The following is a 16,462-nucleotide window of genomic DNA, read 5'->3' as shown; positions in this document are numbered from 1 at the left end:
AATGTACGGTATCACTAGAGACAATATTTATGATCGCCTCCACAAAGGGTGTCTTTTGTTGTCCTCCGAGGGTGGTACAATACCGCCACCAAATTTGCAGGATGTAGACGATGACAGAACTAAAGAATGACCGCTATTTGCGTGCGCTGTTGAAGGAACCGGTAGATTACACACCGGTATGGATGATGCGTCAGGCTGGCCGCTATCTGCCTGAGTACAAGGCAACCCGCGCGGAAGCTGGCGACTTTATGTCATTGTGTAAAAATGCTGAGCTGGCGTGTGAAGTGACCCTTCAGCCGCTGCGTCGCTACGATCTGGACGCGGCTATTCTGTTCTCCGATATTCTGACCATTCCAGATGCGATGGGTCTGGGCCTTTACTTCGAAACTGGCGAAGGCCCGAAATTCGAGCGCCCAATCACCTGTAAAGCTGACGTAGAAAAAATCGGTCTGCCAGATCCGGAAGGTGAACTGCAATATGTGATGAATGCCGTTCGCACTATCCGCAAAGGTCTGGAAGGTAAAGTGCCGCTGATTGGTTTCTCTGGCAGCCCATGGACATTGGCGACTTATATGGTTGAAGGCGGCAGCTCAAAAGCTTTCACCAAAATCAAAAAGATGATGTACGCCGAGCCACAAACCCTGCACCTGTTGCTGGATAAGCTGGCAGACAGCGTGATTGAGTACCTGAATGCGCAAATCAAAGCGGGTGCACAGTCAGTAATGGTCTTTGATACTTGGGGCGGTGTGCTGACCCCGCGTGATTACAACGACTTCTCGCTGCAATACATGCACAAGATTGTTGATGGCCTGATCCGTGAAAACGATGGTCGTCGCGTACCAGTCACCCTGTTCACCAAAAACGGCGGGATGTGGCTGGAGAAAATCGCGGCAACAGGCTGTGATGGTGTGGGTCTGGACTGGACCATTGATATGGCTGACGCCAAACGCCGCATCGGTGACAAAGTGGCGCTGCAAGGCAACATGGACCCATCCATGCTTTACGCATCACCAGAGCGTATTCGTCAGGAAGTGGCGACGATTCTGGAAGGTTTCGGCAACGGCACTGGCCATGTGTTCAACCTGGGTCACGGCATTCACTTGGATGTGCCGCCTGAAAATGCAGGTGTGTTTGTGGATGCGGTACACGAGCTTTCCAAGCCTTACCACAAGTAACACAGTACACGTTTATTAAGGCCAGCAGATGCTGGCCTTTTTCGTTTCTGCCGTCCTGTACAGGGTTCGTCGGGAATTTTCCTAAGAAAGCTGTACATGATGCTTATTTCATTTAAAAACAAATGATTAGATGGAGTGCTATTTCATTTCAAAAATGGCGTACAGGTTAAAGCTGTTTGACTTGTTAAATGCTGATCAAGTTATTGATGGATGAAAATTTTTGGTTATTTAACCGAAATTGCATCGAACAGGTTCACCGGGAAAATTCCTCGCAAAGCTGTACGCTCCAGTTAATGATTTAAAAATCAATCAATTAAAAGTCATAAGTTGTTTAACATTATTTGGTGTTCAGAAAAAAGCTGATTGTCATAAGAAAAGCTGATCAATACGTTTTCTCAAGATAGGCAGGCTCTCTGCGTCGAACCATGGATTTTTCCTCAGCCACAGATTATTGCGGGGAGAAGGGTGGGGTAGCGCTATAAAGTCCGGTGACCAGTTAGCGTTGGCTTTCACCGTTTCAGTCAGGGTTTTGGGCTTCCCTTCCAGATAATAGCGCTGCGCATAATCGCCAATCAAAAGGGTCAATTCCACATTGGGAAGATGGGACTTAATCGCAGCGTGCCACTTTGGCGCGCACTCGGGTCTTGGCGGCAGGTCGCCGGAACTGCCGCGCCCCGGATAGCAAAACCCCATCGGCATGATGGCGACCTGAGCAGGGTCATAGAATCTTTCTTTACCCATCTGAAGCCATTCGCGCAGCCGATCACCGCTGGGATCATTCCACGGAATCCCGGTTTCATGCACGCGGGTTCCCGGTGCCTGACCGATAATCAGCAACCTAGCGGAAGACTCAGCCTGCACCACAGGACGCGGACCCAATGGTAAATGGGCTTCGCAGTGGCGGCATTCTTGCACCTCTTTCAACAAGATTCCCAAAGGCGTGTTTGTCATCAATACCCCAGCGTGAAATCCATTTGATAGTTTAATGGCTCGCCATTTAGCCAGCGTGTGTAGTTGTCGACGAAAATACCAAACACTTGTTCCGGGAAGCTCTCGGCAGAAACATGGGGCGTGACCGTGATAGATGGATGCGTCCAAAACGGGTGCTCAGGTGCGAGCGGCTCTTTGCTGAATACATCCAACACCGCATGTTGGATATTTCCATCTTTGATAGCGTCGAGGAGACCTTCTTCTTCCAGCACAGGCCCACGGCCAACGTTAAACAGAATGGCTTGTTTGCAAGCAGACAGCGTATCCCGGTTGAGCAGGCCTTTGGTTTCCGGCGTGGAAGGCAATACTGAGACAATCACATCTGCCTTGGCAAAAGCGTCTGTCATGTTGGCGTTGGTGATGACGTTATCGAACCCTTCTACGGCTTTTCCCGAGCGGCTCACACCCATCACCTGCATCCCAAAATGACGTGCGGTCTTGGCAACATGCGCACCAATCGAGCCGGTTCCAAGTATCACCATGCATTTTCCGGTCAGACCCTGATAAGGCACTGGTGACCATTTGCTTTCCAGCTGCGCATCGTGGTAATGGGCAAAATGGCGGGTTAATGTCAGAAGCTGACCGATAACATACTCCGACATCAAGGGGCCGAAAATCCCACGCACATTGGTAAGTTGATAGTCACTTTTTGGTTTGGCCAGCAGGGCATCACAACCTGCAAAGGTCGACTGTAACCACTGAAGGTTGTCTGCCTTTTCAAGCTTCGGGGCGAATTTAGGCGGGTCTGCGAGGATGATATTGGCTTTGCTGATATCTTCGGTGATTTGCAGATTGGGTAGGGCGGCGTCTTCCAATAACGCCAGATAACGTTTTTGTTGGGCTGAGCAAAGATAAAGATGGTTCAAATCTGTTCCTTTTGCTATTGCAGTATATAAAGTACACTTGCGCGGAAATCCTATCCGGCATTACACGTCGGCAATCACTGTAGACGGCAGACCATGTTACAGAATCCGATCCAGCTGCGACTCGAAAAACTCGACTCATGGCAGCATATCACTTTTATGACGGCGCTGGTGGAGCGCATGTATCCCAACTACGCGGCTTTTTGCCAACAAACAGAGTTTGCGGAGCCTCAGGCATTCCGCCAGCTTTTGGATGCAGTATGGGAAGTGCTGACGGTTAAGAACGCCAAAATCAACTTTGAGCGTCAACTGGAGAAGTTGGAAGAGCTGATCCCGACCACGGAAGAATTCGATATTTATCTGGTTTACCCAGCGATTGATGCCTGTGTGTCGATGTCGACGCTGATCCATACGCTGCTGGACCGCGACCTGCTGCTGGAATCTGTGCTGAAAGTCAGCCAGCAATCGGTGGCAAGTGTGGCGCAGCTTGAAGAAGCGCAAACCGGCGTTGAAGTGACGAACGAGAACCAGAAAGAAATGGAATCTGTGTGTGCCGAGTGGGACATGCAGTGGGCTATCTTCCGTGCACTGAAAGAAGCAGAAGAGCGTGATGTTGAGATGATTCGCGGCATTCGCAATGAACTGCGTGAAGAAGGCGTGAGTAACCTCGGTTTATCACTCTAAGCCAGCATGGCACTGATGAAATAAAAAACGGGCCTGATGGCCCGTTTTCTTTTGGTGACGATTACTTTGAGGTTTTCTCTTCATCGTTCAGCGAAGTCGATTTCCCGTCCTCGCTGTTCTTTTCCGAGGCCTCTTCTTTTTCTGAGGATTCTGCTAGTTCTTCCACCGCTTTATCCGCTTCTTCTTCGTCATCATCTTTGCTTTCAATCACGCCGTGGGCTTCTTTCCAGTCTTCCCAGCGTTCATGGGCCAATGCCTGCATGTTTGAAGTCTTGTCTGCCTCATCCATGATTTCTTTGCCCATCAGGTGCTCGAAGATATCTTCCAGCGTGATGATGCCCTGAACGTCGCCGTACTCGTCGACAATCAGCGCCAGTTGAGAGCGCTGTGCCATCAGACGGTCAAACGCTTTCGGCACGATAGTGGAATCATGAACCACTGGGATTGGGCGCATCAGGCTGCCAAGTTGCTTCTGACCTTTACCGTGCTGGCTGGCGGAGAACAGCTCAAGACGGTGAACAAAGCCCAGAATATTGTCACGTGACTCTGCGTAAACCAGCGGACGGGAGAACGGCGTGTCGTGGTGCTCACGCAGGAAGTCCTCAATGGTCATGGTGGCATCAACACGGAACAGCACAGGGCGCGGTGTCATCAGTTTGGTTACCGGTACGTCGCGAAGACTCAGCAAGTTAGTCAGCATGGTTGACTCGTCGTCTTCCAACTCGCCGCTTTCTTTCGCCAGCATCGCCATGGCAGAAATTTCATCACGCAGCTTTGGCTGCTCTTTACCGTGCGCCAGTCGACGGGTCAGTTGCTCCGAAGCCCAAACGAAAGGGGTCAATGCCCATACCATCCAACGAAGCACGGTGGCTGCGCCCGGCGCTAGTTGACGCCAGTAGGTTGCACCAATGGTTTTTGGCACGATTTCAGACAACACCAGAATCGCTAGCGTAAGCACGCCGGAGAACACGCCTAACCAGGCATCACCGAAGACTTTTGCCGCTTGTGCACCGGATGCTGCTGCACCTACGGTGTGAGCGATGGTGTTCAGGGTCAGAATAGAAGCCAAAGGACGGTCGATATCATCTTTCAACGAAGACAGACGTCCGGCAGCCGGGTGACCTTGCTGTCGCATTTGGGCGAGATAACTCGGGGTAATACTCAAAAGCACCGCTTCGAGCACCGAACAGATAAATGAGACACCAATAGAAAGTGCCACAAACATGAATAGCAGGATCATCTTTTTCCAGCGTAAATGTAATAAACAGAACCAATAGTAGCGCCAAAGATCGGGTCTGAGGGCAGTAAATACAAGAGTTGCCGCCAAAATATACCCAATATTTTGTGAGGATGCGCTCAGTTTGTGGTTAAAGACTCTGCATACAGTCACTTGTAGCGCCACAAACCTTTGCCAGCTAGGCTTCTTTTGAATTAGAGTTCACTTGTCTCAAGAAAACCTAAGAAGGGAAGACCTAATGAACAAGACCAACTTGATCGACCTGATTGCTGAAAAAGCAGACCTGTCTAAAGCACAAGCTAAAGCTGCACTGGAAGCAACTCTGGCGGGTATCGAAGGTGCACTGAAAGACGGTGACCAGGTTCAACTGATCGGTTTCGGTACGTTTAAAGTTAACCACCGTGCTGCGCGCACTGGCCGTAACCCACAAACTGGTCAGGAAATCCAAATTGCAGCTGCAAACGTTCCTGCGTTTGTTGCGGGCAAAGCGCTTAAAGACGCAGTTAAGTAAGTTATACTCCGCCAAAGCAATTTTTTGTTTTGGCGGATATTTATGCGCGTTAAAGCGTCTCTCCTCGTTTCATCTCTTATTCTTACTTTGGCGGGCTGTAGCTCGACAGAGAAAATCCAACCTCCTGTTCAAACCGTCACTGCCTCTGTGCAGGGTGACGCCACCAGTATTTTCTGGCTTGATGAACGTCAACGCTTTCCCGAAACCCTCAGTGAAACAGTGATGATGGGTGACTATGGTCAGTATTCATCTGAATACCGCTGGCGCAAAGGTGTCGTGCGTGAGATTCAGCGCGAAGGGAATGCTTTGATTGATGGTGAGCGAAAGCATCAGTCGATTCTGATCCGCTATGACTCTGAAGGGCAAGCGGTGTATCAGCAATATCGCCTCGATGGTGCGTTGCTGCCAATACGGAGCACTGAGCTGATAAGGTATTACCAGCAAGCAGAAAAGGCCTTAGAGACCGCTAAGGCGCTCGGAAAGAACAACAAAAGCTTCTTCCAAGGTTACTGGAATGAAGGGGTGTTTGAAGAGTGTGGCTCTGGTGAAGTAAAGACACTGAAGTTCAGTGCAGAGTTTCCAGATTACATTCTGCACAGGCTGAAGAAAGAAGATAATTTCATCGCAGCTGTCGGCAAAGTCGGCCGTAACACCAATACGGCAGAAACCATTATCGTGCTGGATAACGACAGTGCGGATTGTTTCGAAAGACCGGAATTCTAAAGTTTGCTTCTCCCAGAAAGAAAAAACGCGCCGATTGGCGCGTTTTGACGTTTTAGTACAGCATTTTAGCTTGAGGGATTACTCACCCTGCTCACGTGCAATCGCACGGTAGCCAATGTCATCACGGTGGAACATACCGTCCCAACTGATTTGTGATGCCAGCTCGTAAGCACGTTTTTGCGCTTCTGAAACAGTGTCACCCATCGCAGTCGCACATAGCACGCGACCGCCAGCAGTCACAACATTACCGTCTTTTTCTGCGGTACCGGCATGGAAGACTTTCGCTGCATCCAACTCAGTGGTTGGCAAGCCAGAAATGACATCGCCTTTGTTGTAAGACGCAGGGTAGCCGCCCGCTGCCAGTACAACACCGATTGATGCGCGTGGGTCCCACTTGGACTCCACGGTATCCAGCTTACCGGCTACCGCCGCTTCACATAGTTCAACCAGATCAGATTGCAGACGCAACATGATTGGCTGGGTTTCTGGGTCGCCAAAGCGGCAGTTGTATTCAATCACTTTCGGTGTGCCGTCTGCCATCACCATCAGGCCTGCATAGAGAAAACCTGTGTATGGGTGGCCTTCTGACGCCATGCCGCGAACGGTTGGGTAAATCACTTCGTTCATCACGCGATCGTGAATTTCAGCTGTGACTACAGGTGCTGGGCTGTACGCGCCCATACCGCCAGTGTTCGGGCCCGTGTCGCCATTCCCGACACGCTTGTGATCCTGGCTGGTGGCCATTGGCAGAACGTTTTCACCGTCAACCATAACGATAAAGCTCGCTTCTTCGCCATCAAGGAACTCCTCGATAACCACACGGCTGCCTGCATCGCCAAAAGCATTGCCTGCCAGCATGTCACGAATCGCGTTTTCCGCTTCTTCCAGAGTCATCGCAACGATAACGCCTTTACCTGCTGCCAGACCGTCTGCTTTAACAACAATAGGTGCACCTTTCTCGCGCACGTACGCCAGTGCTGGGTCAATTTCGGTAAAGTTCTGGTATTCCGCTGTCGGGATTTGGTGACGGGCGAGGAAGTCTTTGGTGAACGCTTTTGAGCCTTCCAGTTGCGCGGCAGCTTCGGTTGGACCGAAGATCGGCAAGCCCGCTTCACGGAAAGCATCAACCACACCAATCACAAGTGGGGCTTCCGGGCCGACAATGGTCAGGCCGATATTTTTATCCTGAGCAAAAGCGACCAGCGCTGCGATGTCTTCGACGCCAATGGCGACATTTTCCAGCTTTGGCTCCAGCGCGGTACCTGCGTTGCCCGGTGCGACAAAAACGGTCTCAACTTTTGCAGACTGTGCGACTTTCCACGCCAGAGCGTGTTCACGGCCGCCGCTGCCAATAACCAATACGTCCATTTTGAATCCTTCAATCAAAGCAGCCCAGAGTGACTCTGGGCTGTGAAAAATGCTTAGTGGCGGAAGTGGCGCATGCCAGTGAAGACCATTGACATGCCGTGCTCGTCAGCAGCGGCAATCACTTCGTCATCACGCATTGAACCGCCTGGCTGGATGACACAGGTAATGCCGGCTTCTGCAGCGGCATCGATACCATCGCGGAATGGGAAGAATGCATCAGACGCCATCACGCTGCCTGCCACTTCCAGATTCTCGTCAGCGGCTTTGATGCCCGCAATTTTCGCCGAGTAAACGCGGCTCATCTGGCCTGCGCCTACACCGATGGTCATGTTACCTTTCGCGTAGACAATCGCGTTAGATTTCACGTATTTCGCGACTTTCCAGCAGAACAGCGCATCGCGCAGTTCTTCGTCAGAAGGCTGACGCTTGGAGACTACTTTCAGGTCATCCAGAGAGACCATACCTTGGTCACGATCCTGAACCAGCAGACCGCCGTTAACGCGTTTCACGTCAAAGCCAGTTGTCTGTGTGCTCCACTCTCCGCATACCAGCAGGCGAACATTCTTCTTCGCGCTAACCACTTCTACCGCTGCGTCTGACACGCTTGGTGCAATGATGACTTCTACGAATTGACGGTCAACGATGGCTTGTGCGGTTTCCGCATCCAGTTCACGGTTAAACGCGATGATGCCGCCAAACGCGGAAGTTGGGTCAGTCTTGTAAGCACGGTCGTATGCTTCAAGGATGTTTTCGCCGAGTGCCACACCACATGGGTTGGCGTGCTTAACAATCACACACGCTGGCTCGATGAACTCCTTCACACACTCAAGCGCGGCATCGGTATCTGCGATGTTGTTGTAAGACAGTGCTTTACCCTGAAGCTGGGTAGCCGTAGAGACAGACGCTTCTTCCGGATTCGCTTCGGTGTAGAACGCCGCAGCCTGATGGCTGTTCTCGCCGTAGCGCATGTCCTGTTTTTTGATGAACTGCTGGTTGAAGGTGCGTGGGAATTTCGACTCCTCATCGCCTTCTTTGTTGTCGCCGTAAGACGGCACCATGGTACCGAAGTAGTTGGCGATCATGCCGTCGTAAGCAGCCGTGTGTTCAAATGCAGAGATAGCCAGATCGAAACGGGTTTGCAGTGTCAGTGAACCGTTGTTGGCATCAAGCTCAGCCAGCACGCGGTCGTAATCTGATGCATTCACCACGATGGTCACGTCTTTGTGGTTTTTCGCCGCAGAGCGAACCATGGTTGGGCCACCGATATCGATGTTTTCAACCGCATCTTCCAGCGTACAGCCTTCTTTGGCGACGGTTTCCGCGAATGGGTACAGGTTGACGACAACCATGTCGATAGGTGAAATGCCGTGCTCGTTCATCACAGCATCGTCTGTTTCACGACGGCCAAGGATGCCACCGTGTACTTTCGGGTGCAGGGTTTTCACGCGCCCATCCATCATCTCAGGAAAACCGGTATAGTCAGATACTTCAGTCACTGCCAGGCCTTGCTCTGCCAGCAGGCGAGCGGTACCGCCAGTCGACAGGATATCGACACCTTTTTCTGCGAGAGCTTTGGCAAATTCTACAATGCCGGTTTTATCAGATACGCTAATCAATGCGCGACGAATAGGACGAGCGTTTTCCATTGCTACCATCTCTTTAAATGTGGGGATAGGATATTTGGCAAAACCGCCGCTGTGAGAGCCGCTTTGCCAAATACCCGCTACGGCGAAGCCTTGATTGAATCGGCGCACATTCTAACCTAATTTATTGACGCAATCGATTGCTTTTGTGGTTTTGTCACAAAAATACGCGAGAAGGGATCTATGAAAATGTTACAAATCGGGCAGTTAGCCAAACGCGCAGGCGTGTCGGGTGATACGCTGCGGTTTTACGAAAAAGTCGGCCTGTTGCAGCCAGCATCCCGAAGTGAAAGTGGTTACCGTCTTTATGATGAAGATGCAGTGTCTCGAGTACACTTTATTATCAAAGGCAAACGCATTGGACTGACGTTGGAAGAGATTCAGGAACTGCTTGAAATCCGTTTAGAGGCGACCCAACACAGCTGTGCAGAGGTGAAGGGCATTACCCAGAAAAAACTTGATGAACTGGATGAGAAAATCGCTGAGCTGACTGAGATCCGCGCTGCGTTGAAAAAGCTCAATGATGCTTGCTGTGGGCATGTGGACGACGATGCCAGCCACTGTTCGATTTTGGAGGCTCTTGGCTCAGATAGCTAACTAAGAGAGGGAAAGAAAGAGGTGCCTCTTCCTTTCCCTGTTTACATATAGTTAAGCTAGCGCGGCCAACGCTGAATCATAATCAGGTTCATCCGCCAGCTCATTAACCAGCTCAACATGTTTAACGACACCACCTTCGTTAAGCACGACAACCGCGCGGGCTGATAGCCCTCTAAGTGGCCCCTCTGCAATGGCTAAGCCATAGTCCTCGATGAAAGATGGACTTCTGAAGGTTGATGCGTGCTGCACATTCTCCAACCCTTCTAATTCACAAAATCGACTGGCAGCAAAAGGTAAGTCCGCTGAGATACAAACGACCTTGGTATTACCAAGTGAGGCGGCTTTTTCATTGAATTTACGCACGCTGTTTGCGCACGTTGGAGTGTCGATACTTGGGAAGATATTCAGTACCACTTTATTACCACGAAAGGTGTCTAAAGTGAGGTCTGACAAATCGCCCGCTGTCAGTACAAACGAAGGAGCTTCTGAGCCAGCTTGGGGGAGCGAGCCATTTAGCGGTATTGGTTGACCCTGAAATAGGATTTGAGACATTTTGCTCTCCTTTTAGTTAATTTTCCTTTTAGCCAATCATAGCCAGATTTATCACGGTATGACTGAGAAATAAGCAACTTACCTCAGCCACGTGAAAATAGACCCGGTAACCCGGAAAATTTGTTTGGGAACGTGAAAATTGTATGGTAGCGTCGGAGAAACTCGACAGGAGTACGAAAGTAGGGAAACAGATGTTAAAGGTTAACGAATATTTTGATGGTGGCGTAAAGTCCATCAGCTTTGAAAACAAAGGTCCATTGAGCGTGGGCGTGATGGAAGTCGGTGAATACACCTTCGGTACTGCGGCACCTGAGCGTATGCATGTCGTGAAAGGTGAACTGACAGTGAAGCTGCCAGGCCACATTGAGTGGGAAACCTTCGGTTCAGGTGATAACTTCGAAGTCCCGGGTGAGTCGTCTTTCCAGGTGAAGGTAGAGCAAACGACCGCATACCTTTGTGAATACTTGTAATTCACTGCAAATGATAAGCAAAAAGCGCCTAAACGGCGCTTTTTCTGTTTCTGAGATCTATCAAAGACCGCGAAGGTAAATCTGCTCTAGCTTATCTGCATGACCCTGCATGGAGAAATGTTCCAGCGCGCGTTGATAGGCATTGGCAGCGTTTGATGCACGCAATGACTCGTCATCCAGATAGAGCTTGAGCCCTACAGCGATTGATTCGGCATCCTTTGGTGTGCAGTACACACCAGTCTCTTCAAGAATTTCTGGCAGCGCACCTGTGTTGGATACCACTAAAGCACAGTGTTGCGCCATAGCTTCAATGGCCGTCAGACCAAATGCCTCGTTCCAATACGGCAGACAGACAATTTGAATTTCTTCCAACAGAGTCGGAACGTTTTTACAGTAACCGGCCAGATGGACGCGGTCAGAGAAAGGAGAAGCCTTCGCTTTTTCTTGCAGCAATTGTGAAAAGGCTTCGTCTGCACCCTCATCAGGGTTCAGTCCACCAATCAGCACTAAATGGGCGTCCGGGTAATCGGCAGCGATAAGCTCAAAGCCTGCCAACAAATCTGCCTGGCCTTTACCATCACAAATCCGCCCTACGGAGCCGATAAACGTGGTGTCGTGAGATAGCTCATATTCATCGGCTAACAGGTGAGGGCGATTGTCTTCGCTAAACTGCTTTTGCTCGATGTAGGTACCAAGCCACAGTCTCTCGATTTTACTTTCTGCTACGGGCAGTGCCTTGATATTACGTTGATAAGTTTCATTACTGATAGACAGTACCTGATCAACGTGTCGGTAAACCCAGCGGTGATAGATGTCTTTTTTCGGGCGTTTCACACCCATGTGTTCGGTAAACAGGGTGTAGCGGCGGGTCAGTATGTTTAGAAGTGCAGAAACGAGGATGTCGCCAGATTTGTGGCAATGCACAATTTGCACATTGTTCGCTTTTAGCCACTTATTGAGGCCGAAGAGTGTTGGACCGAAAAGCGCAGCTTTCTTCGGCACGGTAAAAACGTCCATGCCGGCATCTTTCATCGCGTTGGCTACACGGGAGTTTTCCGAGGCAAGACCAAAGACTCGGTAACCTTTATCGATAAACTCTTTGCCCATACGTGATGGGTACATTTCCAGACCGCCCCAGCCCGTTGACAGGCAAATATGCAAAATGCCCGGTTTGCTGTCTGCGGTGTTTGTTGAGGCGTTAGCCTGAGCCATGGTGTTCTCCCGAAAAAGTCTATCGTGCGGCCGGATACAGCAGGGAGTATATAACGAAGGAGCATCAGAGGGGCAGTGTGATTCTGCGTTGGGCTAGAAAACATAAAAGCCAGACTTCGCAGCCTGGCTTTTACTGAAAACTGTTAAGTTAGCGGAACTTAGTTCATGCCGTACTTTTTCAGTTTCTTACGCAGAGTACCACGGTTGATACCCATCATGGTTGCTGCGCGGGTTTGGTTACCGCGAGTGTATTGCATGATGGTGTCCAGCAGTGGTTGCTCAACTTCTGCCAGTACCAGCTCGTACAGGTCATTGACTTCCTGGCCATTCAACTGCGCTAGGTAGTTTTTCAGGGAGGCTTTTACTGAGTCACGCAGTGGCTTCTGGGTGATTTGATCTTGTGAAGTCACAGTAGTCACTGTCAATGCTTCTGAAGTCAGGTTTTGTTCGAACATACTCTGTCAGCTCTTCTCGTATTTATGCAACGTTTTCGAAGTAATCTTGCAGCGCATCGATCTGCTCGTGAGCGTCTTCGATTGCGTTGAAAGTCTGGCGAAAATCGCCAATTTGGTCATGTTCTTTCAGGTACCAGCTCACGTGCTTACGCGCGATACGCAGTCCTTTTAGCTCACCATAAAACTGGTGAAGCCCCTGAACATGGCCCAACAAAATTGCTTTTACCTCTTCCATCGGTGGCGCATCGAGTGCTTCACCCGTGGCAAGGTAATGTTGGATTTCGCGGAAAATCCAAGGACGCCCTTGTGCAGGGCGGCCAATCATTAAGGCATCGGCACCTGTGTAATCGAGCACAAATTTGGCTTTCTGAGGCGAATCGATATCCCCGTTGGCGATAACCGGGATAGAGATAGCTTCTTTGACCGCTCTGATGCTGTCGTACTCAGCTTCCCCTTTATACATGCAAGCGCGTGTGCGGCCGTGAAGGGCCAACGCCTGAATGCCACAGTCTTCGGCCATTTTGGCGATCTGGACACAATTCTTGTTGTCCGGATCCCAGCCTGTCCGGGTTTTCAGCGTGACGGGAACGTCCACTGCAGAAACCACTGCTTTCAGGATTTGCTCAATGATATCCGGTCGGGTCAGCAATGCTGATCCAGCCAGTTTCTTATTGACCTTCTTTACCGGGCAACCCATGTTGATGTCGACGATTTGCGCGCCGTTTTCAACACAGAAGCGTGCGGCATCTGCCATCAGTGCTGGCTCAGCGCCAGCGATCTGAACAGAACGGATCCCCTTTTCATCGAGATGAACCATCCGGTTTCTTGATTTGGCCGTGTGCCACATCGCCGGATTGGAAGACATCATTTCACTTACCGCCATGCCAGCCCCGTAGCGCAAACAGAGTTCGCGGAAAGGTCTGTCAGTTACGCCTGCCATAGGCGCCACGATAAGTTGGTTTTCCAGTTTGTATGGTCCGATTTGCAAGGGGATACCTTCTATGTCAGCAAGGGCGCGCATTTTACGCATTTTTTCCTGCTCTGAAAAGGCCAATATTTGAGCGTTTTGCCTTGATTTTTCAAAAATCCAGATAATTCAATTTTTTAGTACAAAAATTGTTCAATTATCACTGGGTTAGGCTCTGCACGCAGTGATGCGGCACCATTCCTCTTTTTCGACAATCGCGTCAACGCTGAGTTCATCGCGGTAACAGTCGGCAACAGACTCAGCCTGACTATCCAATACACCGGACATCGCCAGTACACCTTGTGGGGCGATCAGGCTTTTGATGATTGGAGAAAGCTCACGAAGTGGACCTGCCAGAATGTTGGCAACCACGACTTCTGCTTGCAGGCTTTCTGGCTGATCTTGAGGCAGGTAAAGCTCAAGGCGATCTGCGACGCCATTGCGCTCTGCATTGGCTTTAGATGCTTGCAGTGCTTGTGGGTCGATATCGATACCGATGACTTTCTCTGCGCCCAGCAGGAGTGCAGCCAGCGACAAAATGCCTGAGCCGCAACCGAAGTCGATCACTGTCTTGCCAGACAAGTCCAGCCCGTCCAGCCACTCGAGGCAGAGTGCTGTCGTTGGGTGAGTACCGGTACCGAATGCCAGACCAGGATCAAGCATGATGTTGACGGCATCTGGCTCTGGTGCATCACACCAGCTTGGGCAAACCCAAAGACGCTGACCAAAACGCATCGGCTTGAAGTTATCCATCCAGGCGCGTTCCCAGTCTTTGTCTTCCAACTGTTCAATTTTGTGCGTGAAGTTTTCATCCAGCAGCGGGCTGTTTTTCAGGATAGCCACTACTGCATTCATGTCGGTTTCTGCGTCATACAGTGCGACGATGTCAGTTTCGCCCCACAGACGGGTTTCTCCCGGCATAGGTTCAAACACTGGGGTGTCTTTGGCATCAAGGAAAGTGACTGACAACGCACCAGCTTCTTCCATCAGCATGTCACCAATGGCTTCAGCCGTTTCTGCGGTTGCGTTCAGTTTGATTTGAATCCAAGGCATGGTTTCTTCACTTCTTCGTTTAACGACGATTTTAAGGCGCGGAGTCTAGCATAAAAAGTAGTCAGACCGCATAGCCTTAGTACTGTCAGGGTTAAGAAAGGAAGAAAAAGGGCAGCGAATGCTGCCCTGAGGAGTTATGCGGTTGCTGGGTGCGCCTTCCTGTATTGCAGGCTGCTAACAAGCAGGAAGGCAAACAGACTGATGGCTAGTGAAGGCACAATGGCGTGTACACCGCTCATGTCCGGTTTAAAGGTCGAAAGCGCGGCATAGCTGCCAAGGCCTGTAATCATGGATGCTAACGCACCTGAAGCGGAGGCTTTCTTCCAGTAAAGGCCAAGCACCAAAGGCCACAGGAACACGGCCTGCATACCGCCAAAGGCGAGCAGGTTCAGCCAGATGATCATGTCAGGCGGGTTGGTGGCCGCGACAAATACCAGCAGCGAGAAAATACCCGTTACCCATAAAGAGAGTTTGGGTAATTTGCTTTCTGCATCCGGTGCTTTGGCGGCATTAGGATTGATGTAGTTGAGATACAAGTCCTTCAGCAGCGTCGCAGATGCCTGAATGAGTTGCGAGTCGATGGTCGACATAATCGCCGCCATTGGGCCTGCCAGGAACACACCGGCAACGACTGGGGGCAAAACCGTCATCATCAGGGTCGGCATGATCTGATCCGGGTTAGCAATTTCCGGAACAATGGCGCGGCCCAGCGCACCGGCCAAATGCATGCCCAGCATCAGAAGGGCTACCATCGCTGTACTGATCACCATGCCTTTATGCAGCGATTTACTGGATTTGTAAGACATGCAACGCACCGCTGCATGGGGAAGGCCAATAACACCAAAACAGACCAATACCCAGAAGCTCAGCATAAACGGCTCTGACAGGAAGTTATTCGGCCCGTAAGGCGTTACAAGTGCAGGGTCGATAGCGTGAAGGTCAGTAATCATCTCACCCAGACTGCCACCGGCGTGGATGATGCCAACCAGCAACGCAATAGTGCCGATGATCATCATGATGCCCTGCACGGTGTCGGTCATGACTACAGCGCGAAATCCGCCGATGGTGGTGTAAACGCCCACCGTCAAGGCAAACAGCATCAGACCGTGGGTATAGGAAAGCCCAGTGACAGTCTGCAGCAAGCGTGCGCCACCAACGAACTGAACCACCATGGTGCCGAAAAAGGCCAGCAACAACGCGAGAGAGGAAAATATCACTACGGCGCGGTTTTTGTAGCGCGCATAGAGCATGTCATTTAGGGTGAGTGCATTGTGACGACGAGATTCAATGGCGAATTTCTTCCCGAGCACACCGAGCGTCAGCCAGGCTGCAGGTAACTGGATCATCGCCAGCAGCACCCATCCGAGCCCCATTTTGTATGCCGCACCGGGGCCGCCGATAAATGAACTTGCACTGGCATAGGTGGCCGCGAGCGTCATGGCGAGTACAAAACCGCCCATGCTTCGGCTGCCGAGCAGGTATTCATTCAGGAACCCGCCGCTGCGATCTCCTTGTTTGCGCGAATAAATGGCCAGCGCAAACACGGCGACCAGATACAACGCCATCGGGATAAGAAGCTGACTATTCATCAGACTCCTCCTCTTCGATGTCGAGTGGCATGTCTTTGTAGAGGATTTTCACCATCAGTGCGCACAGCAGGGTAAATAAAAGGGGGCCGATAACGCATGCCATTAAAAACCAAAGTGGCAAACCGAAATAGAGCGTCGGGGGAGTCTGTTCAATTCCTTCTGGGGCCAGACCATAGGCAAATCCGTACCACCATGCAAAATACGCGAGTGCGAGTGCAATCGCCCATTTGGCTTCCTTGTGAGCCTGGCGGTATCGGCTGCTAAGTGTCTTCATTAGAGCCTTCTTACTTAACGCGATAAGAGAGTGTTGATAAGGGGGCTATTGTGACAAAACCACGGAGAATGTGACAGATTTATACGTGCAGGGTTTGGG

18 protein-coding genes are annotated in these 16,462 nt (G+C 50.8%); 6 read left to right on the top strand and 12 right to left on the bottom strand.

All coding sequences use genetic code 11. The features are described from left to right. Positions 1-110 precede the first annotated feature (110 nt). The gene (gene hemE / locus D515_RS22710) at positions 111-1,175 is read left to right on the top strand and encodes a uroporphyrinogen decarboxylase (RefSeq protein ID WP_002542022.1); all 1,065 of its coding nucleotides are present in this window, start codon (positions 111-113) and stop codon (positions 1,173-1,175) included. 366 nt (positions 1,176-1,541) lie between these two features. Here the strand turns inward: hemE and D515_RS22705 are convergent, their stop codons facing one another. Further along, on the bottom strand, positions 1,542-2,126 hold the full coding sequence (locus tag D515_RS22705) for a uracil-DNA glycosylase family protein (RefSeq protein ID WP_002542021.1): 585 nt from the start codon (positions 2,124-2,126) through the stop codon (positions 1,542-1,544). Further along, the gene (locus tag D515_RS22700) at positions 2,126-3,031 is read right to left on the bottom strand and encodes a D-2-hydroxyacid dehydrogenase (RefSeq protein ID WP_002542020.1); all 906 of its coding nucleotides are present in this window, start codon (positions 3,029-3,031) and stop codon (positions 2,126-2,128) included. The genes D515_RS22705 and D515_RS22700 overlap by 1 nt, the downstream gene beginning before the upstream one ends. A gap of 93 nt (positions 3,032-3,124) precedes the next feature. Here D515_RS22700 and D515_RS22695 point away from each other — a divergent pair, with 93 nt between their 5' ends. Continuing rightward, complete coding sequence (locus D515_RS22695) at positions 3,125-3,712, top strand: YjaG family protein (protein ID WP_002542019.1); 588 nt, start codon at positions 3,125-3,127, stop codon at positions 3,710-3,712. 61 nt (positions 3,713-3,773) lie between these two features. Here D515_RS22695 and D515_RS22690 read toward each other — a convergent pair whose 3' ends face one another. After that, entirely contained in the window at positions 3,774-4,952 is a 1,179-nt protein-coding gene (locus tag D515_RS22690) for a hemolysin family protein (protein ID WP_002542018.1), read from the bottom strand. A gap of 235 nt (positions 4,953-5,187) precedes the next feature. Here D515_RS22690 and hupA point away from each other — a divergent pair, with 235 nt between their 5' ends. Further along, a complete protein-coding gene (gene hupA, locus D515_RS22685; protein WP_002542017.1) occupies positions 5,188-5,460 on the top strand; it encodes a nucleoid-associated protein HU-alpha in 273 nt (90 codons plus the stop codon). Positions 5,461-5,502: 42 nt separating this feature from the next. Then, positions 5,503-6,183, top strand: coding sequence for a DUF1481 domain-containing protein (locus D515_RS22680; RefSeq protein WP_002542016.1), 681 nt, complete (start codon positions 5,503-5,505; stop codon positions 6,181-6,183). 78 nt (positions 6,184-6,261) lie between these two features. Here the strand turns inward: D515_RS22680 and purD are convergent, their stop codons facing one another. Both purD and purH read right to left on the bottom strand, forming a co-directional pair. Continuing rightward, entirely contained in the window at positions 6,262-7,551 is a 1,290-nt protein-coding gene (purD, locus tag D515_RS22675; RefSeq protein ID WP_002542015.1) for a phosphoribosylamine--glycine ligase, read from the bottom strand. A 53-nt stretch (positions 7,552-7,604) separates the two neighbouring features. Continuing rightward, positions 7,605-9,197, bottom strand: a complete 1,593-nt coding sequence (gene purH / locus D515_RS22670; protein WP_039850577.1) for a bifunctional phosphoribosylaminoimidazolecarboxamide formyltransferase/IMP cyclohydrolase — start codon at positions 9,195-9,197, stop codon at positions 7,605-7,607. Between the two features lie 180 nt (positions 9,198-9,377). Between purH and zntR the strand changes: the two genes are divergently transcribed. Then, positions 9,378-9,791: a Zn(2+)-responsive transcriptional regulator gene (zntR, locus tag D515_RS22665; protein ID WP_039850570.1), complete on the top strand. Its 414-nt coding sequence runs from the start codon at positions 9,378-9,380 to the stop codon at positions 9,789-9,791. A gap of 51 nt (positions 9,792-9,842) precedes the next feature. On the opposite strand, the gene tpx is transcribed toward zntR, so the two are convergent. Continuing rightward, positions 9,843-10,343, bottom strand: a complete 501-nt coding sequence (gene tpx / locus D515_RS22660) for a thiol peroxidase (RefSeq protein ID WP_002542012.1) — start codon at positions 10,341-10,343, stop codon at positions 9,843-9,845. Positions 10,344-10,534: 191 nt separating this feature from the next. Between tpx and ppnP the strand changes: the two genes are divergently transcribed. Then, a complete protein-coding gene (gene ppnP / locus D515_RS22655; protein ID WP_002542010.1) occupies positions 10,535-10,813 on the top strand; it encodes a pyrimidine/purine nucleoside phosphorylase in 279 nt (92 codons plus the stop codon). A gap of 60 nt (positions 10,814-10,873) precedes the next feature. On the opposite strand, the gene D515_RS22650 is transcribed toward ppnP, so the two are convergent. The 6 genes from D515_RS22650 to D515_RS22625 all read right to left on the bottom strand — a co-directional run bounded on the left by D515_RS22650 (position 10,874) and on the right by D515_RS22625 (position 16,363). Then, a complete protein-coding gene (locus D515_RS22650; protein ID WP_002542008.1) occupies positions 10,874-12,025 on the bottom strand; it encodes a glycosyltransferase family 4 protein in 1,152 nt (383 codons plus the stop codon). A 158-nt stretch (positions 12,026-12,183) separates the two neighbouring features. After that, on the bottom strand, positions 12,184-12,480 hold the full coding sequence (gene fis, locus D515_RS22645) for a DNA-binding transcriptional regulator Fis (protein ID WP_002542007.1): 297 nt from the start codon (positions 12,478-12,480) through the stop codon (positions 12,184-12,186). A gap of 22 nt (positions 12,481-12,502) precedes the next feature. Beyond that, positions 12,503-13,468, bottom strand: coding sequence for a tRNA dihydrouridine synthase DusB (gene dusB, locus D515_RS22640; RefSeq protein ID WP_039850576.1), 966 nt, complete (start codon positions 13,466-13,468; stop codon positions 12,503-12,505). Between the two features lie 147 nt (positions 13,469-13,615). Further along, positions 13,616-14,500 carry a 50S ribosomal protein L11 methyltransferase gene (gene prmA / locus D515_RS22635; RefSeq protein ID WP_002542004.1) on the bottom strand — a complete coding sequence of 295 codons (885 nt, stop codon included), beginning with the start codon at positions 14,498-14,500 and terminating at the stop codon, positions 13,616-13,618. A gap of 134 nt (positions 14,501-14,634) precedes the next feature. Next, entirely contained in the window at positions 14,635-16,089 is a 1,455-nt protein-coding gene (gene panF, locus D515_RS22630; RefSeq protein ID WP_002542003.1) for a sodium/pantothenate symporter, read from the bottom strand. Beyond that, on the bottom strand, positions 16,082-16,363 hold the full coding sequence (locus tag D515_RS22625) for a YhdT family protein (protein ID WP_002542002.1): 282 nt from the start codon (positions 16,361-16,363) through the stop codon (positions 16,082-16,084). Before D515_RS22625 ends, panF begins: the two co-directional genes overlap by 8 nt. Positions 16,364-16,462 lie beyond the last annotated feature (99 nt).

The organism is Grimontia indica (genome assembly GCF_000333895.2).
Classification (GTDB): Bacteria; Pseudomonadota; Gammaproteobacteria; order Enterobacterales; family Vibrionaceae; genus Enterovibrio; species Enterovibrio indicus.
This window is presented reverse-complemented; position numbering and strand designations above follow the sequence as displayed.

Excerpts from the sequence above, each read along its gene's own strand:
- prmA (WP_002542004.1), bottom strand. The coding sequence starts at position 14,500 with ATGCCTTGGATTCAAATCAAACTGAACGCAACCGCAGAAACGGCTGAA.
- D515_RS22705 (WP_002542021.1), bottom strand. The coding sequence starts at position 2,126 with ATGACAAACACGCCTTTGGGAATCTTGTTGAAAGAGGTGCAAGAATGC.
- D515_RS22625 (WP_002542002.1), bottom strand. The coding sequence starts at position 16,363 with ATGAAGACACTTAGCAGCCGATACCGCCAGGCTCACAAGGAAGCCAAA.
- D515_RS22680 (WP_002542016.1), top strand. The coding sequence starts at position 5,503 with ATGCGCGTTAAAGCGTCTCTCCTCGTTTCATCTCTTATTCTTACTTTG.
- D515_RS22695 (WP_002542019.1), top strand. The coding sequence starts at position 3,125 with ATGTTACAGAATCCGATCCAGCTGCGACTCGAAAAACTCGACTCATGG.
- purH (WP_039850577.1), bottom strand. The coding sequence starts at position 9,197 with ATGGAAAACGCTCGTCCTATTCGTCGCGCATTGATTAGCGTATCTGAT.
- D515_RS22690 (WP_002542018.1), bottom strand. The coding sequence starts at position 4,952 with ATGATCCTGCTATTCATGTTTGTGGCACTTTCTATTGGTGTCTCATTT.
- fis (WP_002542007.1), bottom strand. The coding sequence starts at position 12,480 with ATGTTCGAACAAAACCTGACTTCAGAAGCATTGACAGTGACTACTGTG.
- tpx (WP_002542012.1), bottom strand. The coding sequence starts at position 10,343 with ATGTCTCAAATCCTATTTCAGGGTCAACCAATACCGCTAAATGGCTCG.
- zntR (WP_039850570.1), top strand. The coding sequence starts at position 9,378 with ATGAAAATGTTACAAATCGGGCAGTTAGCCAAACGCGCAGGCGTGTCG.
- hemE (WP_002542022.1), top strand. The coding sequence starts at position 111 with ATGACAGAACTAAAGAATGACCGCTATTTGCGTGCGCTGTTGAAGGAA.
- panF (WP_002542003.1), bottom strand. The coding sequence starts at position 16,089 with ATGAATAGTCAGCTTCTTATCCCGATGGCGTTGTATCTGGTCGCCGTG.
- hupA (WP_002542017.1), top strand. The coding sequence starts at position 5,188 with ATGAACAAGACCAACTTGATCGACCTGATTGCTGAAAAAGCAGACCTG.
- ppnP (WP_002542010.1), top strand. The coding sequence starts at position 10,535 with ATGTTAAAGGTTAACGAATATTTTGATGGTGGCGTAAAGTCCATCAGC.
- D515_RS22650 (WP_002542008.1), bottom strand. The coding sequence starts at position 12,025 with ATGGCTCAGGCTAACGCCTCAACAAACACCGCAGACAGCAAACCGGGC.
- purD (WP_002542015.1), bottom strand. The coding sequence starts at position 7,551 with ATGGACGTATTGGTTATTGGCAGCGGCGGCCGTGAACACGCTCTGGCG.